The sequence below is a fragment of the Myroides sp. LoEW2-1 genome (assembly GCF_009767705.1).
Classification (GTDB): Bacteria; Bacteroidota; Bacteroidia; order Flavobacteriales; family Flavobacteriaceae; genus Flavobacterium; species Flavobacterium album_A.
The window spans coordinates 1-17,888 of sequence record NZ_WSPP01000324.1; the positions used below are offsets into that span (position 1 = coordinate 1).

The 17,888-nt window shown below is 33.1% G+C and carries 16 protein-coding genes; 13 read left to right on the forward strand and 3 right to left on the reverse strand.

Annotated features, from left to right (window positions below; genetic code table 11):
* The 11 genes from GOQ24_RS15300 to sucD all read left to right on the forward strand — a co-directional run.
* On the forward strand, positions 1–338 hold a 338-nt coding region (locus GOQ24_RS15300; RefSeq protein WP_160340081.1), incomplete at its 5' end, for an Lrp/AsnC family transcriptional regulator.
* A gap of 86 nt (positions 339–424) precedes the next feature.
* A complete protein-coding gene (locus GOQ24_RS15305) occupies positions 425–1,429 on the forward strand; it encodes a metal-dependent hydrolase (protein WP_155091856.1) in 1,005 nt (334 codons plus the stop codon).
* A 58-nt stretch (positions 1,430–1,487) separates the two neighbouring features.
* Positions 1,488–2,255: a peroxide stress protein YaaA gene (gene yaaA, locus GOQ24_RS15310; RefSeq protein WP_160340082.1), complete on the forward strand. Its 768-nt coding sequence runs from the start codon at positions 1,488–1,490 to the stop codon at positions 2,253–2,255.
* A gap of 24 nt (positions 2,256–2,279) precedes the next feature.
* Entirely contained in the window at positions 2,280–3,782 is a 1,503-nt protein-coding gene (hutH, locus tag GOQ24_RS15315) for a histidine ammonia-lyase (protein WP_155091854.1), read from the forward strand.
* 100 nt (positions 3,783–3,882) lie between these two features.
* Positions 3,883–5,121: an HD domain-containing protein gene (locus GOQ24_RS15320; protein WP_155091853.1), complete on the forward strand. Its 1,239-nt coding sequence runs from the start codon at positions 3,883–3,885 to the stop codon at positions 5,119–5,121.
* Positions 5,122–5,151: 30 nt separating this feature from the next.
* Complete coding sequence (gene lpxD / locus GOQ24_RS15325) at positions 5,152–6,168, forward strand: UDP-3-O-(3-hydroxymyristoyl)glucosamine N-acyltransferase (RefSeq protein WP_155091852.1); 1,017 nt, start codon at positions 5,152–5,154, stop codon at positions 6,166–6,168.
* A gap of 43 nt (positions 6,169–6,211) precedes the next feature.
* Entirely contained in the window at positions 6,212–7,606 is a 1,395-nt protein-coding gene (locus GOQ24_RS15330) for a bifunctional UDP-3-O-[3-hydroxymyristoyl] N-acetylglucosamine deacetylase/3-hydroxyacyl-ACP dehydratase (RefSeq protein ID WP_155091851.1), read from the forward strand.
* Positions 7,607–7,615: 9 nt separating this feature from the next.
* Positions 7,616–8,401: an acyl-ACP--UDP-N-acetylglucosamine O-acyltransferase gene (lpxA, locus tag GOQ24_RS15335; RefSeq protein WP_155091850.1), complete on the forward strand. Its 786-nt coding sequence runs from the start codon at positions 7,616–7,618 to the stop codon at positions 8,399–8,401.
* Positions 8,402–8,429: 28 nt separating this feature from the next.
* Positions 8,430–8,996, forward strand: coding sequence for an elongation factor P (efp, locus tag GOQ24_RS15340; protein WP_155091849.1), 567 nt, complete (start codon positions 8,430–8,432; stop codon positions 8,994–8,996).
* A gap of 22 nt (positions 8,997–9,018) precedes the next feature.
* Complete coding sequence (locus GOQ24_RS15345; protein WP_155091848.1) at positions 9,019–9,954, forward strand: UDP-3-O-(3-hydroxymyristoyl)glucosamine N-acyltransferase; 936 nt, start codon at positions 9,019–9,021, stop codon at positions 9,952–9,954.
* 135 nt (positions 9,955–10,089) lie between these two features.
* Positions 10,090–10,962: a succinate--CoA ligase subunit alpha gene (gene sucD, locus GOQ24_RS15350; RefSeq protein ID WP_155091847.1), complete on the forward strand. Its 873-nt coding sequence runs from the start codon at positions 10,090–10,092 to the stop codon at positions 10,960–10,962.
* A 587-nt stretch (positions 10,963–11,549) separates the two neighbouring features.
* Here sucD and pheT read toward each other — a convergent pair.
* From pheT to GOQ24_RS15365, 3 genes are all read right to left on the reverse strand, one after another.
* Positions 11,550–13,985 (reverse strand): phenylalanine--tRNA ligase subunit beta, encoded by a 2,436-nt coding sequence (gene pheT, locus GOQ24_RS15355; RefSeq protein WP_155091846.1) that lies wholly within the window; start codon positions 13,983–13,985, stop codon positions 11,550–11,552.
* Positions 13,986–14,084: 99 nt separating this feature from the next.
* Entirely contained in the window at positions 14,085–14,498 is a 414-nt protein-coding gene (locus GOQ24_RS15360) for a thiol-disulfide oxidoreductase DCC family protein (protein WP_155091845.1), read from the reverse strand.
* Positions 14,498–16,669: an endonuclease MutS2 gene (locus GOQ24_RS15365; RefSeq protein WP_155091844.1), complete on the reverse strand. Its 2,172-nt coding sequence runs from the start codon at positions 16,667–16,669 to the stop codon at positions 14,498–14,500. The genes GOQ24_RS15360 and GOQ24_RS15365 overlap by 1 nt, the downstream gene beginning before the upstream one ends.
* A 122-nt stretch (positions 16,670–16,791) precedes the next feature.
* Between GOQ24_RS15365 and GOQ24_RS15370 the strand changes: the two genes are divergently transcribed.
* Positions 16,792–17,352, forward strand: coding sequence for a Crp/Fnr family transcriptional regulator (locus tag GOQ24_RS15370; protein ID WP_155091843.1), 561 nt, complete (start codon positions 16,792–16,794; stop codon positions 17,350–17,352).
* Between the two features lie 62 nt (positions 17,353–17,414).
* On the forward strand, positions 17,415–17,795 hold the full coding sequence (locus GOQ24_RS15375) for a DUF3995 domain-containing protein (protein ID WP_160340083.1): 381 nt from the start codon (positions 17,415–17,417) through the stop codon (positions 17,793–17,795).
* Positions 17,796–17,888: the final 93 nt, after the last annotated feature.

Genomic DNA, 17,888 nt, shown 5'->3' on the forward strand with positions numbered 1-17,888 from the left:
ATGCAGGTATTATCCAAGGTTCTTCATTAACATTAGATTATGAGAAATTAGGTTATGCTTTCATTGCTTACATTGGAATATTTCTTCATAATACTTCTCAAACTAAATTCGTTTTAGAGAGAATTAATGAAATACCATTTGTTACAGTGGCTCACGTTACAACAGGTAAATTTAATGTGTTCTGCAAAATTAGAGCTAAGAATACACGTCATGCAAAAGAAGTTATTTATATGATTGATGACATTGAAGGAGTTTACAGAACTGAATCAATGATTTCTTTAGAAGAAAGTATCAATGATAAAAAACGTTTAATGCATACTATTTTTAAAGAATTATAGTATTCATAATACTTATAGAACAAAAAAGAAAACTGCTATATGGCAGTTTTTTTTGTATAATTACCATTGATAATAAATAGAGTAGTATGGATTCATTGACTCAGATTGTTTTAGGAGGGGCTATAGGAAATGCTGTAGCGGGAAAGAAACTAAAGAATAGAGCTGTTCTGTATGGTGCTATCGCTGGAACTATACCGGATTTAGATGTTGTTGTTGGTTGGATGACTGATCCTTTGACCGCCTTGGAAATCCACAGAGGCGTGAGTCATTCTATATTATTTGCAATTTTCGCTTCTTTTCTTCTAGGGTTTGTAGTGTATAAGATTGAGAAAAAAAATGGGCTAACTTACGAAGAAGGATATTGGTTGTTTTTCTGGGGCTTGTTTACGCATTCTATTTTAGATGTATTTACCTCATGGGGAACACGTGTATTGTGGCCTTTTGATTATATGTTTGCCTTTAAATCTATTTTTGTAATAGATCCTCTTTATACCTTGCCCTTCATTTACTTTTTAATTAGGTCCATGCGCGAGAAGAATAATTTAAGAAAGCGAATGAGGTTTAATAATTTAGGATTGATTGTTAGTTCTTCATATTTAGCTTTGACTTTACTTTTGAAGGCATTGGCTTTTTATAAGTTTACTGATGCTCTTGATAGAGTAAATGTTAGTTATAGTGCTCTTTCTGTAAAGCCTACTGCGATGAATGTTGTGTTGTGGAATGGAATTGTCGAAACAAAGGATAGTTTTTTAATAGGGGAGTATTCTTTTTTTGATACTTCAGAAATAAAGTTTCAGACATTCCCTAAGAATCACGAGTATCAAGAACATTTAGAAAATCATGTTTTATTAAAAAGGCTTATAAAGGTGTCTGAGGGACAGTATACTTTTACGGAAGATAATGATAAAATATTTTTTAATGATTTGAGATTTGGTCTTTTGAAAAATGATGAAGAAGATATTCAATTTGCTTTTAGTTATGATTTTTATGTTGATGATGATGGACAATTATCAGTCAGAGAGGTGAAGAAAGAAAAGCGAGATGGTGTTAAACTATTGAGAAAACTTTGGAAAAGGATGGGTGGTGTATAGTTAGTTCTATGAAAATAAATTGATAACTACTATATTTGGATAAATAAAAAATGACACTATGAAAATTTTAATATCACCTGCTAAAAGTTTAGATTATACGACGAGTATACCTGTTGATATTGTGACAAAACCTCAATTTTTAAAAGAATCAAAAACAATTAATGAAGTTCTTAAATCCAAAACTCCAATGGATTTAATGGACTTAATGAAGATATCTAATGCACTTGCTGATTTGAACTGGAAAAGAAATCAGGAAAGAAATTACCAAAAGTCAGAGAAGAACAAGCAAGATTTTAGACAAGCTATTTTTGCTTTTAATGGAGATGTTTATGTTGGGCTTGATGTGTATTCTCTTAAAGATGAGAAATATGATCAGCTTCAAGATAAAGTAAGGATTTTGTCTGGACTTTATGGTATTTTAAGACCGTTCGATGAGATTGAGCCTTATCGATTAGAAATGGGAACTAAATTGGCGATTAACGAGTTTGGAAACTTATATGAATTCTGGAAGCCTGTGCTGGCTTCTGCTTTGAATAAGGAATTGAAACAAGATGAGTTGGTGGTCAATTTAGCGAGTAATGAGTATTTTAGTTCAATCGATACTAAGGTTTTAAAAGGAAAATTAGTTATACCTGAGTTTAAAGAGTTGCGTGATGGCAAATTAAAGACAATTAGTTTTTATGCTAAAAAAGCAAGGGGAATGATGGTTAGATATATTTTGGATAACAATGTGGAAGATATTGATGGATTAAAAAAATTCAATATTGATGGATATGCTTTGAGTGAAAGTGAATCTAAAGGAAATAAGTTAGTTTTTACAAGATAAATAAATAAGTTAGCCAATTATTTTATGGAAATGATACATTATATCAGCTCGGATATTTTTACGATTGAAAAGCTAAATGAGATTTTAACTCAAAATCAGAAGATACAGTTGTCTGAAGAAGCAAGGGCAAATATTGTAAACTGCCGTGATTATTTAGATAAAAAAATGGATACTCAAGCGGATCCTATATATGGAATAAATACGGGGTTTGGTTCTTTGTGTAATGTGAAGATAGACAATAGTAACTTGTCAAGATTACAAGAAAATCTTATGAAATCACATGCCTGTGGGACTGGGGACTTAGTGCCTGAGGAGATTGTGAAAATCATGTTGCTGTTGAAAGTGAAATCTTTGAGCTTCGGTCATTCTGGTGTTCAGTTGGAAACTGTAGAGCGATTGATTGATTTTTACAATAACGATATATTACCTGTTGTGTATACACAAGGTTCTTTGGGAGCATCAGGGGACTTGGCGCCATTGGCTCACTTATCACTCCCTCTGATTGGTGAAGGAGAGGTGTACTGTGAGGGATTTAGACAACCTGCTTCTAAGGTTTTAGAGAAGTATGGTTGGGAACCAATTGTCTTGAAATCAAAAGAAGGCCTGGCGTTGTTAAATGGTACGCAATTTATGAGTGCTTATGGTTGTTATGCGTTGTTAAAGTCAAAAAAGCTTTCTTATTTAGCTGATTTGATAGGTGCGGTGTCACTTGAGGCATTTGACGGGCGAATAGAGCCTTTTAATGAATTGATTCACTACGTTCGTCCTCATAAAGGACAAATTTTGACTGCTCAGTTTTTTAATGAAGTTTTAGAAGGGTCTGAATTGATTAGTAGGGAAAAAGAGCATGTACAAGATCCTTATTCTTTTAGATGTATACCGCAAGTTCACGGTGCTTCAAAGGATGCAATTGACTATGTTGATCGCGTATTTAAAACTGAGATTAACTCTGTTACGGATAACCCTAATATCTTTCATAAAGATGACTTGATTGTTTCGGGAGGTAATTTTCATGGGCAACCTTTGGCGTTAGCTCTTGACTTTTTGAGTATAGCAATTGCTGAATTAGGAAGTATTTCGGAACGCAGAACTTATCAGTTGATATCTGGGCTTCGAGGTTTACCTGCTTTTTTAGTTTCTGATCCAGGTTTAAATTCTGGTTTTATGATACCGCAATATACAGCGGCGAGTATTGTGAGTCAGAATAAGCAATTGGCAACTCCTTCAAGTGTGGATAGTATCGTCTCAAGTAATGGACAGGAGGATCATGTGAGTATGGGTGCTAATGGCGCAACTAAAGCATTTAAGGTAGTAGAAAATTTAGAGAGGATATTGGCTATTGAGCTCTTTAATGCAGCGCAAGCTTTGGAGTTTAGAAGACCAATGAAATCGAGTGATTTTATAGAGGCTTTTGTGAAAACATATCGCGATGAAGTGTCTTTTGTTTCAGAAGATAGAATACTGCATTATGATATTGAAAAAACAGTAGGATTCTTGCAAACTTTTCAAATTGATTTAGAAGATTAATCGAAATTAATTACTAAAACTATATTAAACCACATTTTTTTAGAGATAAAGATGTGGTTTTTTAATATATTTGTTTTAGAATTTATTAAACTATATATAGTTGGCAACTACAAATAAATTAAAGTTATTGAATGACCCAATTTATGGGTTTGTCTCTATTCCTAATTCATTGTTGTATGATCTGGTACAGCATCCCTATTTTCAAAGACTTAGAAGAATTTCGCAAATGGGAGTTTCCTATTTGGTGTTTCCAGGAGCTCATCATACGAGATTTCATCATGCCTTAGGCTGTATGCATTTAATGCAAAAAGCTGTCCAAGTTTTGAGATTTAAAGGAGTTGCAATATCTGAAGAAGAAGAAACGGCTCTATATGTAGCTATTTTATTACACGATATTGGTCATGGACCATTCTCACATGCTATGGAACATAGTATAGTAGAAGGGGTTCATCACGAGATGATATCTCTGCTATTCATGAAAAAACTCAACAAGGAATTTAATGGTCAATTAGATTTGGCAATTAAAATTTTTAAAGGAGAGTATCATCGTAATTTTATGTTGCAATTAATATCCAGTCAATTGGATATGGATCGATTAGATTATCTTAAAAGGGATAGTTTTTATAGCGGTGTGGCAGAGGGTAATATTAATTCAGAACGCCTCATTCAGATGTTAAATGTGGTAGATGATAATCTAGTTGTTGAGGAGAAAGGTGTTTATTCTGTAGAGATGTTTTTAATAGCACGTAGGTTGATGTATTGGCAAGCCTATTTGCATAAGACAAGTGTGTGTGCTGAATTGATTTTGGTTCGCATTTTAAAACGTGCTAAGGAATTGTGTAGCAGGGGTAAAAAACTTTGGGCAAGTGAGGCATTGTCATTCTTTTTGTACAATCAGATAGACATTGAAGAGTTTGAAGACAAGGCTTTGGAGAATTTTTCATTATTGGATGATTCAGATATTATGGGAGCACTTAAGAGTTGGCAATTTCATGAGGACTTTATCCTGTCAACCCTAAGTAAAATGATTGTCAATAGAGATTTATTGCGTATAGAAGTTTTTAATAATAAGGAAGAACTTCAAAGTAAGATAGCTAATTTAAAAACAGTTGTCGCCGAAAAGTATGGTTTAAAATTAGAGTCTGCTAATTACTTTGCTTTCCAAGGAAAATTAAAGAATCAAGCATATAGCAAAGAGAAGCAGCCTATTATGATTCTGAAAAAAGATGGGGAGGTAGTTGATGTTCTGAAGGTATCGGATCATCTTAATTTAAAGCCACTGACAAAAACAGTTACCAAGTATTTAGTTTGTTATCCAAAAAATACTTTTCAAAGTTAAATTTCAATTATATTTTATATTTTTGCCCTAATGAAAATATCAGCAGAACAAATAGCATCAGTTTTAGGTGGTGAAGTTGTTGGGAACCCATCGGTTCAAGTTAGCACTTTGTCTAAAATTGAAGAGGGGAAAGAAGGTTCGTTATCTTTTTTAGCGAATCCTAAGTATGTAAATCATATTTATACTACGGAAGCATCTGTGGTTATCGTTAATAAAAGTTTTACTCCTGATCAAGAAGTGAAAACTACAATGATTAAAGTAGATGATGCTTACAAGTCATTTTCTAAATTATTGGAATACTATAATCAAGTGAAATTAATGAAATCTGGGATTGAGCAATATGCTGTTATTTCGGAAGGAGCTGTTCATGGCGATGATTTGTATCTTGGTAGCTTTTCATATATAGGAAGTAATTCTAAGATTGGTAATAATGTAAAGATATATCCGAACTCATTTATAGGAGATAATGTAGTTATAGGAGATAATACTATAATATTTGCAGGAGTAAGAATATACTCTGAAACGATTATTGGAAATAATTGTATTGTACATGCAGGTACTATTATAGGTTCTGATGGTTTTGGATTTGCTCCAAATGAAGATGGAACTTACAATAAGGTTCCTCAAATAGGTAATGTGATTATAGAAGATAATGTAGAAATTGGAGCAGGTACTACAATTGATAGAGCTACTTTAGGATCTACCATTATTAGACGAGGAGTTAAGTTAGATAATCAAATTCAAGTAGCACATAATGTTGAGATTGGCGAAAATACTGTTATCGCTTCTCAAACGGGAATTGCGGGTTCTACAAAAATCGGAAAGCACTGTCTAATTGGAGGACAGGTAGGTATTGTAGGGCACTTGACAATTGGAGATAATGTTAAGATACAAGCGCAATCAGGAGTTACTAAAAACTTGAAAAATGATTCAGCTGTTCAAGGTACTCCAGCGTTGGGGCATGCAGATTTTTTAAGATCGTACAGTTATTTTAAAAATCTTGCTAAATTAGCCGAGGACGTAGAACTTTTAAAAAAGAAGTATTAGTTTATATTTAATTATAGCCTATCAAAACTAAAAAGATTTAATTATGGTTAAGCAAAAAACCATCCAAAACGAGATTACTTTAGTAGGAGTTGGTTTACATACAGGACAAGAGGTTACAATGACTTTTAAACCTGCGCCTGTAAACAACGGATTTACTTTCGTTAGAGTGGATTTAGAAGGGCATCCTGTTATTGAAGCAGATGCTAATTATGTTGTGAACACGCAACGTGGTACGAATTTAGAGAAAAAAGGAGTTCGTATTCAAACAACAGAGCATGTATTAGCGGCATTAGTTGGATGTGATTTAGATAATGTTATTATTGAGTTGAATGCTTCAGAGCCTCCAATTATGGACGGTTCTTCAAAATACTTTGTAGAGGCTGTAGAAAAAGCAGGAGTAGTAGAACAAGATGCTGAGCGATATGAATATATTGTAAAAGAGGTTATCTCTTATGTTGATGATGCTACAGGAAGTGAGATTATTGTCATGCCTTCGGATAGTTACCAAATTACTGCAATGGTAGATTTTGGTACAAAGGTGTTGGGGACTCAGAATGCTACTTTAAAGTCTATGAGTGATTTTAAAGAAGATATTTCTGAAGCTCGTACATTTAGTTTTTTACATGAATTAGAAGCGTTGTTAGCTCATGGTCTTATAAAAGGCGGTGATTTGAATAATGCAATTGTTTATGTGGATAAAGAAATTTCTCCAGAGACAATGGAGCATTTAAAGAAAGCTTTTGGTAAAGATCAAATTAGTGTGAAACCGAATGGGGTATTGGATAATTTGACTTTGCATTATCCAAATGAGGCTGCTCGACATAAACTTTTAGATGTTGTAGGAGATTTGGCTTTAATCGGTACTCGTATTAGAGGAAAAGTTATTGCAAATAAACCAGGACATGCTGTGAATACTGCATTTGCTAAGAAAATGTCTAAGATTATTCGCAATGAGAAAAGAAATCATGTTCCAACATATGATTTACACAAAGAGCCTTTTATGGACGTAACAAGAATTATGGAGCTATTACCACATAGACCACCTTTCTTGTTAGTAGATAAAATATTAGAAATGTCTGATACTCACGTAGTGGGTGTTAAGAATGTTACAATGAATGAGCCTTTCTTTGTAGGACATTTCCCTGGAGCACCTGTAATGCCTGGTGTATTGATTTGTGAAGCAATGGCACAATCAGGAGGTATATTAATTTTAAGTACTGTTCCAGATCCAGAAAATTATTTAACTTATTTCATGAAGATGGATAATGTGAAATTTAAGAATAAAGTATTCCCAGGTGATACTTTGATTTTTAAATTAGAATTAATCACTCCTATCAGACGTGGTATTTGTCATATGCAAGGTTATGCATATGCAAATGGTAAGTTAGTAGCAGAAGCAGAATTAATGGCTCAAATATCAAAGATAAATAACTTATAAAAGAAGAATATGAATCAGCCTTTAGCATATGTTCATCCAGGCGCAAAGATAGCACGAAATGTAGTTATTGAGCCTTTTACAACGATTCATAATAACGTTGAGATTGGTGAGGGAACTTGGATAGGTTCGAATGTGACTATCATGGAAGGAGCTAGAATCGGGAAAAACTGTAAGATTTTTCCAGGTGCTGTAATTTCTGCTGAACCACAAGATTTAAAATTTGAAGGTGAAATAACTACTGTAGAAATAGGGGATAATACAACTATTCGAGAGTGTGTCACTATAAATAGAGGAACAAAAGATAGATATAAAACCGTAATAGGAAGTAACTGTTTGATTCAGGCATATAGTCATATTGCACACGATTGTATCGTTGGTAATAACTGTATCTTTTCTAACTCAAGTACTTTGGCAGGACACGTAACAATTGGTGACTATGTTGTATTAGCTGGTCTTGTAGCTGTACACCAATTCTGTACTATTGGTTCTCATTCTTTCATTACAGGAGGTACTTTGGTGAGAAAAGACGTTCCTCCTTATATTAAGGCTGCACGTGAGCCAATTTCATATGCAGGTATTAACTCTGTAGGGTTGAGAAGAAGAGGTTTTGAACCTGAAAAAATTAGAGAGATTCAAGATATTTATCGAATCTTATATCAAAAGAACTTTAATACTACACAAGCTTTGGAATTAATTGAAGCTGAAATGGAAGCTACACCAGAACGTGATGAAATATTAATGTTTATCCGTAATTCATCGAGAGGAATTATGAGAGGATATTCGGGAATTTATTAATTAGTAATACTAAAATATATTAAAAGCAATGGCAACGACGTCTGATATTAGAAATGGTTTATGCATTAAGTATAACAATGATATTTATAAAATTGTAGAATTCTTACATGTTAAACCTGGGAAGGGACCTGCATTTGTTAGAACTAAAATGAAAAGTTTAACTAATGGTAAAGTATTGGAAAATACTTTTTCAGCAGGACATAAAATCGATCCTGTAAGAGTAGAAACTCATAAGTTTCAATATTTATATCCAGAGGGAGATCAGTTCCACTTTATGAATGTTGAAAATTACGAGCAGATTACTTTACTTAGAGATATTTTAGATGCTCCAGATTTATTGAAAGAAGGAGAGAATGTAATGGTTCAAATTAATACAGAAACTGAGTTGCCAATAGCTGTTGATATGCCAGCTTCTGTTATATTAGAAGTTACATACACTGAGCCTGGTGTAAAAGGAAATACTGCAACAAATGCTACTAAACCGGCAACTGTTGAAACAGGTGCTAATGTGAATGTACCATTATTTATCAATGAAGGTGATAAAATCAAAATTGATACAACAAATGGCGCTTACATTGAGCGTATCAAGGAATAATTAATTTCAGATAAGGTAGACTATGCGTTTTGCAAAAGTTCAAGATTTACAAACTATTGCTGATATTATAGGTTGTAAGTTTGTTGGTGATTCTAATTTTCTGGTGTATGGTATGAATGAAATTCACGTTGTACAAGAAGGAGAAATTGTTTTTGTAGATCACCCAAAGTATTACGACAAGGCATTAAATTCAAATGCAACAATTATTCTAATCAATAAAGATGTTGAATGTCCTGAGGGTAAAGCTCTTTTGATTTCGGATGATCCTTTTAGAGATTTTAATAAGTTGTCAAAATACTTTAATCCTTTTAAACCGGCATTAAAAGTTCAGGCTGAAGATGCGGTTATAGGCGAGGGAACTGTTATTCAACCAAACGTATTTATTGGGCATAACGTAAAGATTGGAAAAAACTGTCTTATCCATCCTAATGTAGTTATATACGATGGTACCGTTATAGGTGATAATGTTGTTATTCATGCTGGTACTATTTTAGGAGCAGATGCTTTTTATTACAAAAAGCGTCCAGAAGGATTTGATCCATTGGTTTCTTGTGGTCGTGTTGTTATTGAAGATAACGTTGGTATCGGTGCTGCTTGTACTATCGATAGAGGTGTTACAGGAGATACGACTATTAAAGAAGGAGCTAAGATTGATAATCAAGTTCATATAGGACATGATACAGTAATTGGTGTTCGTTGCTTGATTGCTGCACAGTGTGGTATTGCTGGCTGTGTAGTTATAGAAGATGAAGTGACTCTATGGGGGCAAGTAGGGACAACAAGTGGTATCACAATTGGTACAAAAGCTGTTGTTTTAGCACAATCAGGTGTATCTAAATCTTTAGAAGGAGGTAAGGTGTACTTTGGTTACCCAGCTGAGGAGTCTCGCGAAAAGTTGAAACAGATTGCATACGTCAAACGTATTCCTGAAATAATGGAAAAAGTGAAACAGTTATAATCGTTTTTCGTTATCAAGGGAGAATTAGTTAGTAATATTAATATAACTTAACGTTTAACTAAGATAAAAAGTTTTATTGCTTGATAGAATTGTTTATTTTTGTGAGAGTAAGTTTAAATAAATAAAAACAAGATCATGAGTGTTTTAGTAAATAAAGATTCAAAAATAATCGTTCAGGGATTTACTGGTAGTGAAGGTACATTCCACGCTTCGCAAATGATTGAATATGGAACAAACGTTGTAGGTGGTGTTACTCCAGGTAAAGGAGGAAGTACTCATTTAGATCGTCCAGTATTCAATACAGTAAAAGAAGCTGTAGATAATGCAGGTGCAGATACTTCTATTATTTTCGTTCCGCCAGCATTCGCTGCAGACGCTATTATGGAAGCTGCAGATGCGGGAATTAAAGTTATTATTTGTATAACTGAAGGTATTCCTGTAGCAGATATGATCAAAGCTTATGATTACATCAAAACAAGAGATTGTCGTTTAGTTGGACCTAACTGTCCAGGTGTTATTACTCCAGGTGAAGCTAAAGTTGGTATTATGCCAGGTTTCGTATTTAAAAAAGGGACTGTAGGTATTGTTTCTAAATCAGGAACTTTAACTTATGAAGCTGCAGATCAAGTTGTGAAACAAGGTTTAGGAATTACAACTGCTATCGGTATCGGTGGAGATCCTATCATTGGAACAACAACAAAAGAGGCTGTTCAATTGTTAATGGCTGATCCAGAAACTGAAGCAATCATTATGATTGGTGAAATCGGTGGTCAATTAGAAGCAGATGCTGCACGTTGGATTAAAGAGAATGGTAATAAAAAGCCTGTAATTGGATTTATTGCTGGTGAAACAGCTCCTAAAGGTAGAACAATGGGACATGCTGGTGCTATTGTTGGAGGTGCTGATGATACAGCAGCAGCAAAAAAACGTATTATGGCAGAATGTGGAATCCACGTAGTAGATTCTCCTGCTGAAATAGGTAAGAAAGTAAAAGAAGTATTAGGTTAATTACCTGAATACATTTTATAGTATAAGGCTCTCAAGATTTCTTGGGAGCTTTTTTTGTATTGTATCTACATCAATACATATAGATTTGGATATTACCTATTACTCTAATGGAAGTAACAAATTAAGTTTAGTTGTGCTTTCTTGGAGGGAAATGAATGAAATATAGTATTTGGACGAATCGTTTTTGAAATTGATTATGAAGGATCGTCTAATATATTTTTCAAACTAAATTGTTAGTCATTTTTTCTTTAGTTGTAAACCTAACGGTTTGTTTAGGTATGAGCTTTCTTTTCTTAACTAATATTATAGCTAATTATATGAGAGGTGTTATTGTTAGAGGATATTCAGAAACAACTTTACAGTAGAGTGGGAAACTGTAGTTGTTTAAGATTAGGTTGAAATGTAGCAATCTTCTGTTGTAAACTCCCTAATGGTTAATGCATTAATAAAAGGATAATTATTTGTCTTTTTAGTGAGTTACGGATGACTAAACAATCACTGTTTTATTGTATCGTAATGTTAGGGTGATAAGCTAAAAAAAGAGGCAGTATCACTATGATACTGCCTCTTTTATATTGTATTAACTTTTATCTCAATTGAGCATTTAGATTATTCTCAAGTTGATATTTTATTTTTCCCATTATCTTCTCAACTTGACTGTCAGTCAATGTTTTTGAAGCATCTTCCATTAAAATAGAGATTGCATAAGACTTTTTACCTTCCTCTATCTTATCACCTTGATAAACGTCAAATAAAGTAACATCTTTAATTGTGTTCTTATCAACTTGTTTTACGATATTATAGATTTGGTCAAATGTAATATGTTCGTCTATTAAAAGAGCGTAATCGCGTTTAACAGAAGGGAATTTATTAATCTCTGTAAATTTAATCTTTTCAGAAATGAATTTTAAAACATTTTCCCAATTGAAATCTGCGTAACAAACTTCTTGTTTAATATCCAGTTCTTTTAAAATTGCTTTTTTCAAGATACCAAATTCAACAATTAAATCTTTTCCGATGTAATATGCTATACCTTCAGAGAAAACATCATTATCTGTTGGCTGAGTGGTAGCTTTACTTAAGCCCAATCTCATCAAAATTCCATTGATATAACCTTTGAACTCGAAAAAGTCTGTTGCTTTAGGGGTAGAGTTCCACGTTGCTTTGGTACCGTTACCTGTTGCAAATAATGCAAAGTGCTTGTGTTCTTCAAAGCTTCCAAGCATTTTGTGATAAGACTTACCAAATTCAAAAAGTTTTAAATCTGTTCTCTTTCTGTTAATGTTATAAGCGATAGCTTCTAACCCACCAAACAATAAAGTTTGTCGCATCACACATAAATCGTGACTTAATGGGTTGAGTATATCAACTTGAAAACTTGATTTTAAGCTTTCTGATAAATTACTATAATCTGGAGTAGTTAAAGAGTTAGACATAATTTCGTAGAACCCTTGACTAACTAACAAATTTGAAATCGTATTCTGAACTTTGTGATCTTCAGTTCTCGAATTATTAGAAATCGTTGCGTTTAATTTCGAAGAAAAGGTAATATTATTAAAACCGTATACTCTTAGTATTTCTTCAATTACATCAATTTCTCTTGTTACGTCTGCACGATATGCGGGTACTGTAATTCCAAGACCTACATCAGACATGCTATGTACTTTTATATCAAGAGATACTAATATTTTTTTGATTGTCTCTTTAGAGATTTCTTCTCCTAAAATTCTGTTGATATTATTGAAATTCAAGAATACAGAATAATCTTCAATTCTCTTAGGGTACAAATCAACGATATCAGAAGTTATTTCTCCCCCAGCAACCTGTTGGATCAATAAAGCAGCGTGTTTTAAAGCATATTCTGTTATAGAAGGATCTATACCTCTTTCGAATCTGAAAGAAGAATCAGTATTTAATCCGTGTCTTTTCGCAGCTTTACGAATTGCTACAGGGTGAAAATAAGCACTTTCTAAAAAGATAGAAGTTGTGTTTTCGCTTACAGCAGTTCTTGTTCCTCCAAAAACCCCAGCCATACACATAGGTCCATTCTCATCACAAATCATTAAATCATCTTGGTGTAGTGTTCTTTCTATATCGTCTAATGTTTTGAATTTTGTTCCTGCTTCAACTGTTTTAACGATTACTTTCCCACCTTTTATTTTGGCAGCATCGAATGCATGCATAGGTTGTCCTAAATCGTGTAAAACGTAGTTAGTAACGTCTACGATATTGTTTTTAGGTGTTATTCCTATCGCTTTCAGCCTGTTTTGTAACCATTCAGGTGATTGTTTAACTTCAATTCCCGAAATAGTAACCCCACAATATCTTGGAGCTCTTTTATAGTCTTCTACGCTTACATCAATTTTTAATGTACGTCTTTCAACTTTGAATTTGCTAACAGAAGGAGTAATTAGCTCTTTGTGTTGGATTTCTTCTTTTGAATTTTGAAGTAGTCCAGCTCTAAGGTCTCTTGCAACTCCCCAATGACTCATAGCATCAGAGCGGTTTGGCGTTAGTCCGATTTCGAATACTTCGTCTGTAACAATATTAAATACTTCAGCTGCAGGAGTACCTGGTGTCAAATTTTGATCAAGTACCATGATACCATCTCCATCTGTTCCAACACCTAATTCTACTGCTGAACATATCATTCCGAAGCTTTCTTCACCTCGTATTTTACCTTTTTTAATTTGAAATGCATTTCCTTCTGCATCAAATAGCTCAGTGCCAATTGTCGCCACTGCTACTTTCTGCCCAGCTGCAACGTTGGGAGCTCCGCATACGATTTGTACTGGCTCACCTGCTCCTAAATCTACTTTCGTTACATTTAACTTATCAGCATTAGGATGTTTTGTACATGATAGTACATGTCCAACAACAACTCCTTTTAAACCACCTTTAAGGCTTTCGTAATGAGTAATTCCTTCAACTTCAAGACCTAAGTCTGTTAATATCTCAGAAGTCTCATCTGGTGTAATGTCTAATTTGATGAATTGTTTTAACCAATTGTATGAAATATGCATTCGAATAATTTTTATAAGTACGCAAATATAAGCATTGCGAAAGTTTAAGGGAAATTATTTATGATTAAATATTTCTAAATAGCAGTGTGCTAAAAGAAATTATAAAAATTTATTTCTGATCTCTGGAGAGGGGATAGGGCATTCACTTTTTTTACCAAACCATTTATAGCGATTACGGGCTATAAAATCATAGATGGAATCTGTTAATTTCTGAGGGAATATTGAAAATATTCCTATCATAGAATAGTAAGAACCTAAGTAGGATGCTATCTGAAAGGCCGCTTTAGATTTAATATAGTAGGCTTTGCCTGGTTCGTACAAAACAATACTATCAATCTTACTGCGATCAACTCCGATGTATTGTAGAATTTCTTTTCCTATTTCAGAATCTAAAGAAGTGAATCTAAACTGATCTTTTTTATCAGCTGCAATAATCTTTTGGACGGTGCTGTCACAGAAATTACAGACACCGTCAAAAAGGATTATTTTCTTATTTTTAGGGAAAGCTATCATTATTTTTTTCGTTCTACCATTTCCAGTTGTTCTAAATCAACTTTTGAAGTAAAGATACCATAATTAACTGTGGCTTTGTTCTTTTCAATTACATCAATTGTTCCTACAGCCTTACCATCAATCATTCTAACACGATCTCCGATTTTTAAAGGAAACTTCGGTTTATTTTGATCTTGTTGTTTCTTCTTTTCTTTTTCTTCTTTCTTCTCTTGACGAATTATTTCAACCTTCTGTTCAACTTCTTTTATTACTTCTTTCTGAACTTTTTCTTTTTCTTTTTTCTCTTTAATTGTTACTTTTTTTCGTTTAGAATTTTCTATTTCTACCACTTTTAAAAGTTCGCTAAAAAGTGTTTTCTTACTTTTGTTATTAAAGTATTTTTCAGAGAGATCATCTAACTTTTGTCCAAGATATAGTAGGCGTTGATTAGCGTCAAAAAGTTCTTGATACCTTTCTAATTTATCTTGTATTCTCGCATTAGTTTCCTCAAGCCTTTTACTCTCCTGTCTTGCACGTGTTTCTTCTTCTTTTAGGTTATTTGACGTGCGCTCCATTTTATGTCGCTCTTTCTGCAAGTTTGCAATTGTTTTGTCGAAGCGAACTTTGTCACTTTCGACTTTCTTTTTAGCGCGATTTATTAAGCTAAATGGAATACCATTCTTCTGTGCAACTTCAAATGTAAATGAACTACCAGCTTGACCAACATTTAATTTGTACATAGGTTCTAATGATTTTTCATCAAAGAGCATATTTGCGTTGGTAGCACTTGGCAACTCATCTGCTAATATTTTTAGATTAGTATAGTGCGTGGTGATGATTCCATAGGCATTGCGTTCATAGAATTCTTCTAGGAATACTTCCGCAAGTGCACCTCCAAGTTCAGGATCTGACCCTGTACCAAATTCATCAATTAAAAAAAGTGTTTTGTCATTACATTTTTTCAAAAAGTAATTCATGTTTTTTAATCGATAGCTGTAAGTACTCAAGTGGTTCTCTACAGATTGATTATCTCCAATGTCTGTCAATATTCGATCAAATAGAAAAGTTTTACTTCGCTCGTGAACAGGAATTAACAAACCTGATTGGAGCATAAGTTGAAGTAAACCTACAGTCTTTAGTGTAATACTTTTACCACCAGCATTAGGTCCAGAAATCACAATGATTCTACTGTCTTCTTCGAGTGATATCGTTTGGGGATAAGTTGTCTTTCTCTTAGATTTGTTACTCAAATATAGAATAGGGTGGTATGCTTCTCTGAAATACAATGTTTTTTCCTTTGTTATCTCAGGTAACAAACCATTTATTTTATTAGCATATTTAGCCTTAGCAGCCGTTACATCGATATAAGTAAGGAAATGCTGGTATTCAATTAATACATCTCTAAAAGGGCGTATAGTGTTTGTTAGAGCTTTAAGTATTCTAACTATTTCTTCTCTTTCCTCATATTCTAAGTTATTGAGTTCTCTTGAGAATCTCATAGTCGCCTCTGGCTCTATATAAACAATACTACCTGTTTTCGATTGTCCTAATACATTTCCTTTTACTTTGCGTCTGTGCATTGCAACTACAGCAAGTACACGTCTATTCTCGACGACAGTTTCTCTGATATCGTCTAAATACCCAGAGCTGTTGTATTGCGTTAAGGCTTGTCCAAAACTTTGATTAATCTTTCCACGGACAATATTGATGTTCTTGCGAATATTTAATAAATCAATAGAAGCATTGTCTTTAATCTCTCCATATTTGTCTAATACGTTTTCTATTGACTTTAAAATTGTTTTCTCAACGATTACTTCCTGTATTTCTTCATACAAAAATGGATAATATTCCTCGAATTTCTTTAAGAATATCAGTAAGTTAATCGTTGTGTCAGTTAGTGAGAATATCTTTTTGAAACTACTAACTTCTAAAAAACTATCCTCAATACCCAAGAACTTTAATTCGTATGAAATACTGTCAAAATAGTGATTGGGAATTATGTTATTATTAGTAAAAGAAGAAACGTATTCTGAAGTTTGTTTTAGTGATTTAATTGTTTCTTGTGCACTGCGAAATGGCGTAATTTCTAAAGCAGCTTGTTTACCTGATTCAGTTACGCACAATTCGGATACAGTTTCTAATACTGAATCAAATTCTAAGTCTTCTAATGTCTTCTTATTTATTGATGTCATTCGATTGTAAAAAATTAGAACTACAAAAATAGTATTATTTGCTAATATTCTGATTTTATATAGATCGGATTGTTTTAAAAATTCTACTTTAGATAGGTTAATCTAAAATAGAAATTAGAAAAATGAAAAGTACTGAGATAGGACAAGAGTTATTACATGAGTTGCAAGATAAAGTAAAGTATAGAAAGTTTAAAAAAGGTGATGAGATACTTAGTTTAGGAGAGACTTGTGATTTTGTAGGCTTTGTAAATAAAGGAGCATTGAGAATGTATTATATAGAAGAAAATGGAAAAGAAGTATCTTTCTCATTCTATTTGCAGAATGATGTCTTTACTAACTATGAAGGAATACTAACGGGAAAACCTTCTAATCTAATTATTACAGCTTTAAATGATGTAGAGGTAAGTATCATTTATAAAAAGGAGTTATTAAGATATTATGAGACTTCTTTAAAGGCTCAGCGTATTGGTAGAATAATGGCAGAGGCTATTTTTTTACAAGCTAAAAAACGCATTGATTTTTTACTTTTTTTGAATCCAGAACAGCGGTACTTACAACTTGTGTCTGACACACCAAAGATTTTTGAGCAAGTTCCTCAAAAGTACATTGCAAGTTATTTAGGAATAACTGCTCAGTCTTTATCAAGAATTCGAAAGAGAATTACTCAAGAAAGATTAACTTAAGTGAATTTTTATGTTTTGAATGCAAGCTATCTTTGTCTTATACATTCAAATTAATTAAGGGTATGACTCTATTTTCAATTATTCAGTTTTTAAATTTTGTAATTTTTATTTTTCTCTCTTTTATTCACTTCTACTGGGCATTTGGAGGTAAAAGAGCTTTAGATTGCGTATTGCCCTCTCAGTTAAGTGGAAAAGTATTTAAACCAAGTGTTTTAGGAACTATTTGTGTGGCTTTTTTTTTACTTTTCTTTGGTGTGTTTCCTTACATATTAGTTGGTTACGTTAATTACCTATATTTGTTATTGTTTGTGCTTTTTGGATTAAGAGTGATAGGTGATTTTAAATATGTTGGGATATTCAAGAAGATTACCAATACTACTTTTGCCATTTGTGATAAAAAGTACTTTATTCCTCTATGTATCTATCTAAGTGTTTTGTTTTGACCCCTATAAACCTAGAGTATTTTTAAATTTTTAAAGTATAATGTTTTAGGCTACTTTTTCTCTGCTACAAATCAAGTGTTTGTCCTTTTCCCA

What these genes read in the sequence shown, in the direction of transcription:
- GOQ24_RS15305 (WP_155091856.1), top strand. Translation starts at nt 425, where the DNA reads ATGGATTCATTGACTCAGATTGTTTTAGGAGGGGCTATAGGAAATGCT.
- yaaA (WP_160340082.1), top strand. Translation starts at nt 1,488, where the DNA reads ATGAAAATTTTAATATCACCTGCTAAAAGTTTAGATTATACGACGAGT.
- hutH (WP_155091854.1), top strand. Translation starts at nt 2,280, where the DNA reads ATGGAAATGATACATTATATCAGCTCGGATATTTTTACGATTGAAAAG.
- lpxD (WP_155091852.1), top strand. Translation starts at nt 5,152, where the DNA reads ATGAAAATATCAGCAGAACAAATAGCATCAGTTTTAGGTGGTGAAGTT.
- GOQ24_RS15330 (WP_155091851.1), top strand. Translation starts at nt 6,212, where the DNA reads ATGGTTAAGCAAAAAACCATCCAAAACGAGATTACTTTAGTAGGAGTT.
- lpxA (WP_155091850.1), top strand. Translation starts at nt 7,616, where the DNA reads ATGAATCAGCCTTTAGCATATGTTCATCCAGGCGCAAAGATAGCACGA.
- efp (WP_155091849.1), top strand. Translation starts at nt 8,430, where the DNA reads ATGGCAACGACGTCTGATATTAGAAATGGTTTATGCATTAAGTATAAC.
- GOQ24_RS15345 (WP_155091848.1), top strand. Translation starts at nt 9,019, where the DNA reads ATGCGTTTTGCAAAAGTTCAAGATTTACAAACTATTGCTGATATTATA.
- sucD (WP_155091847.1), top strand. Translation starts at nt 10,090, where the DNA reads ATGAGTGTTTTAGTAAATAAAGATTCAAAAATAATCGTTCAGGGATTT.
- pheT (WP_155091846.1), bottom strand. Translation starts at nt 13,985, where the DNA reads ATGCATATTTCATACAATTGGTTAAAACAATTCATCAAATTAGACATT.
- GOQ24_RS15360 (WP_155091845.1), bottom strand. Translation starts at nt 14,498, where the DNA reads ATGATAGCTTTCCCTAAAAATAAGAAAATAATCCTTTTTGACGGTGTC.
- GOQ24_RS15365 (WP_155091844.1), bottom strand. Translation starts at nt 16,669, where the DNA reads ATGACATCAATAAATAAGAAGACATTAGAAGACTTAGAATTTGATTCA.
- GOQ24_RS15370 (WP_155091843.1), top strand. Translation starts at nt 16,792, where the DNA reads ATGAAAAGTACTGAGATAGGACAAGAGTTATTACATGAGTTGCAAGAT.
- GOQ24_RS15375 (WP_160340083.1), top strand. Translation starts at nt 17,415, where the DNA reads ATGACTCTATTTTCAATTATTCAGTTTTTAAATTTTGTAATTTTTATT.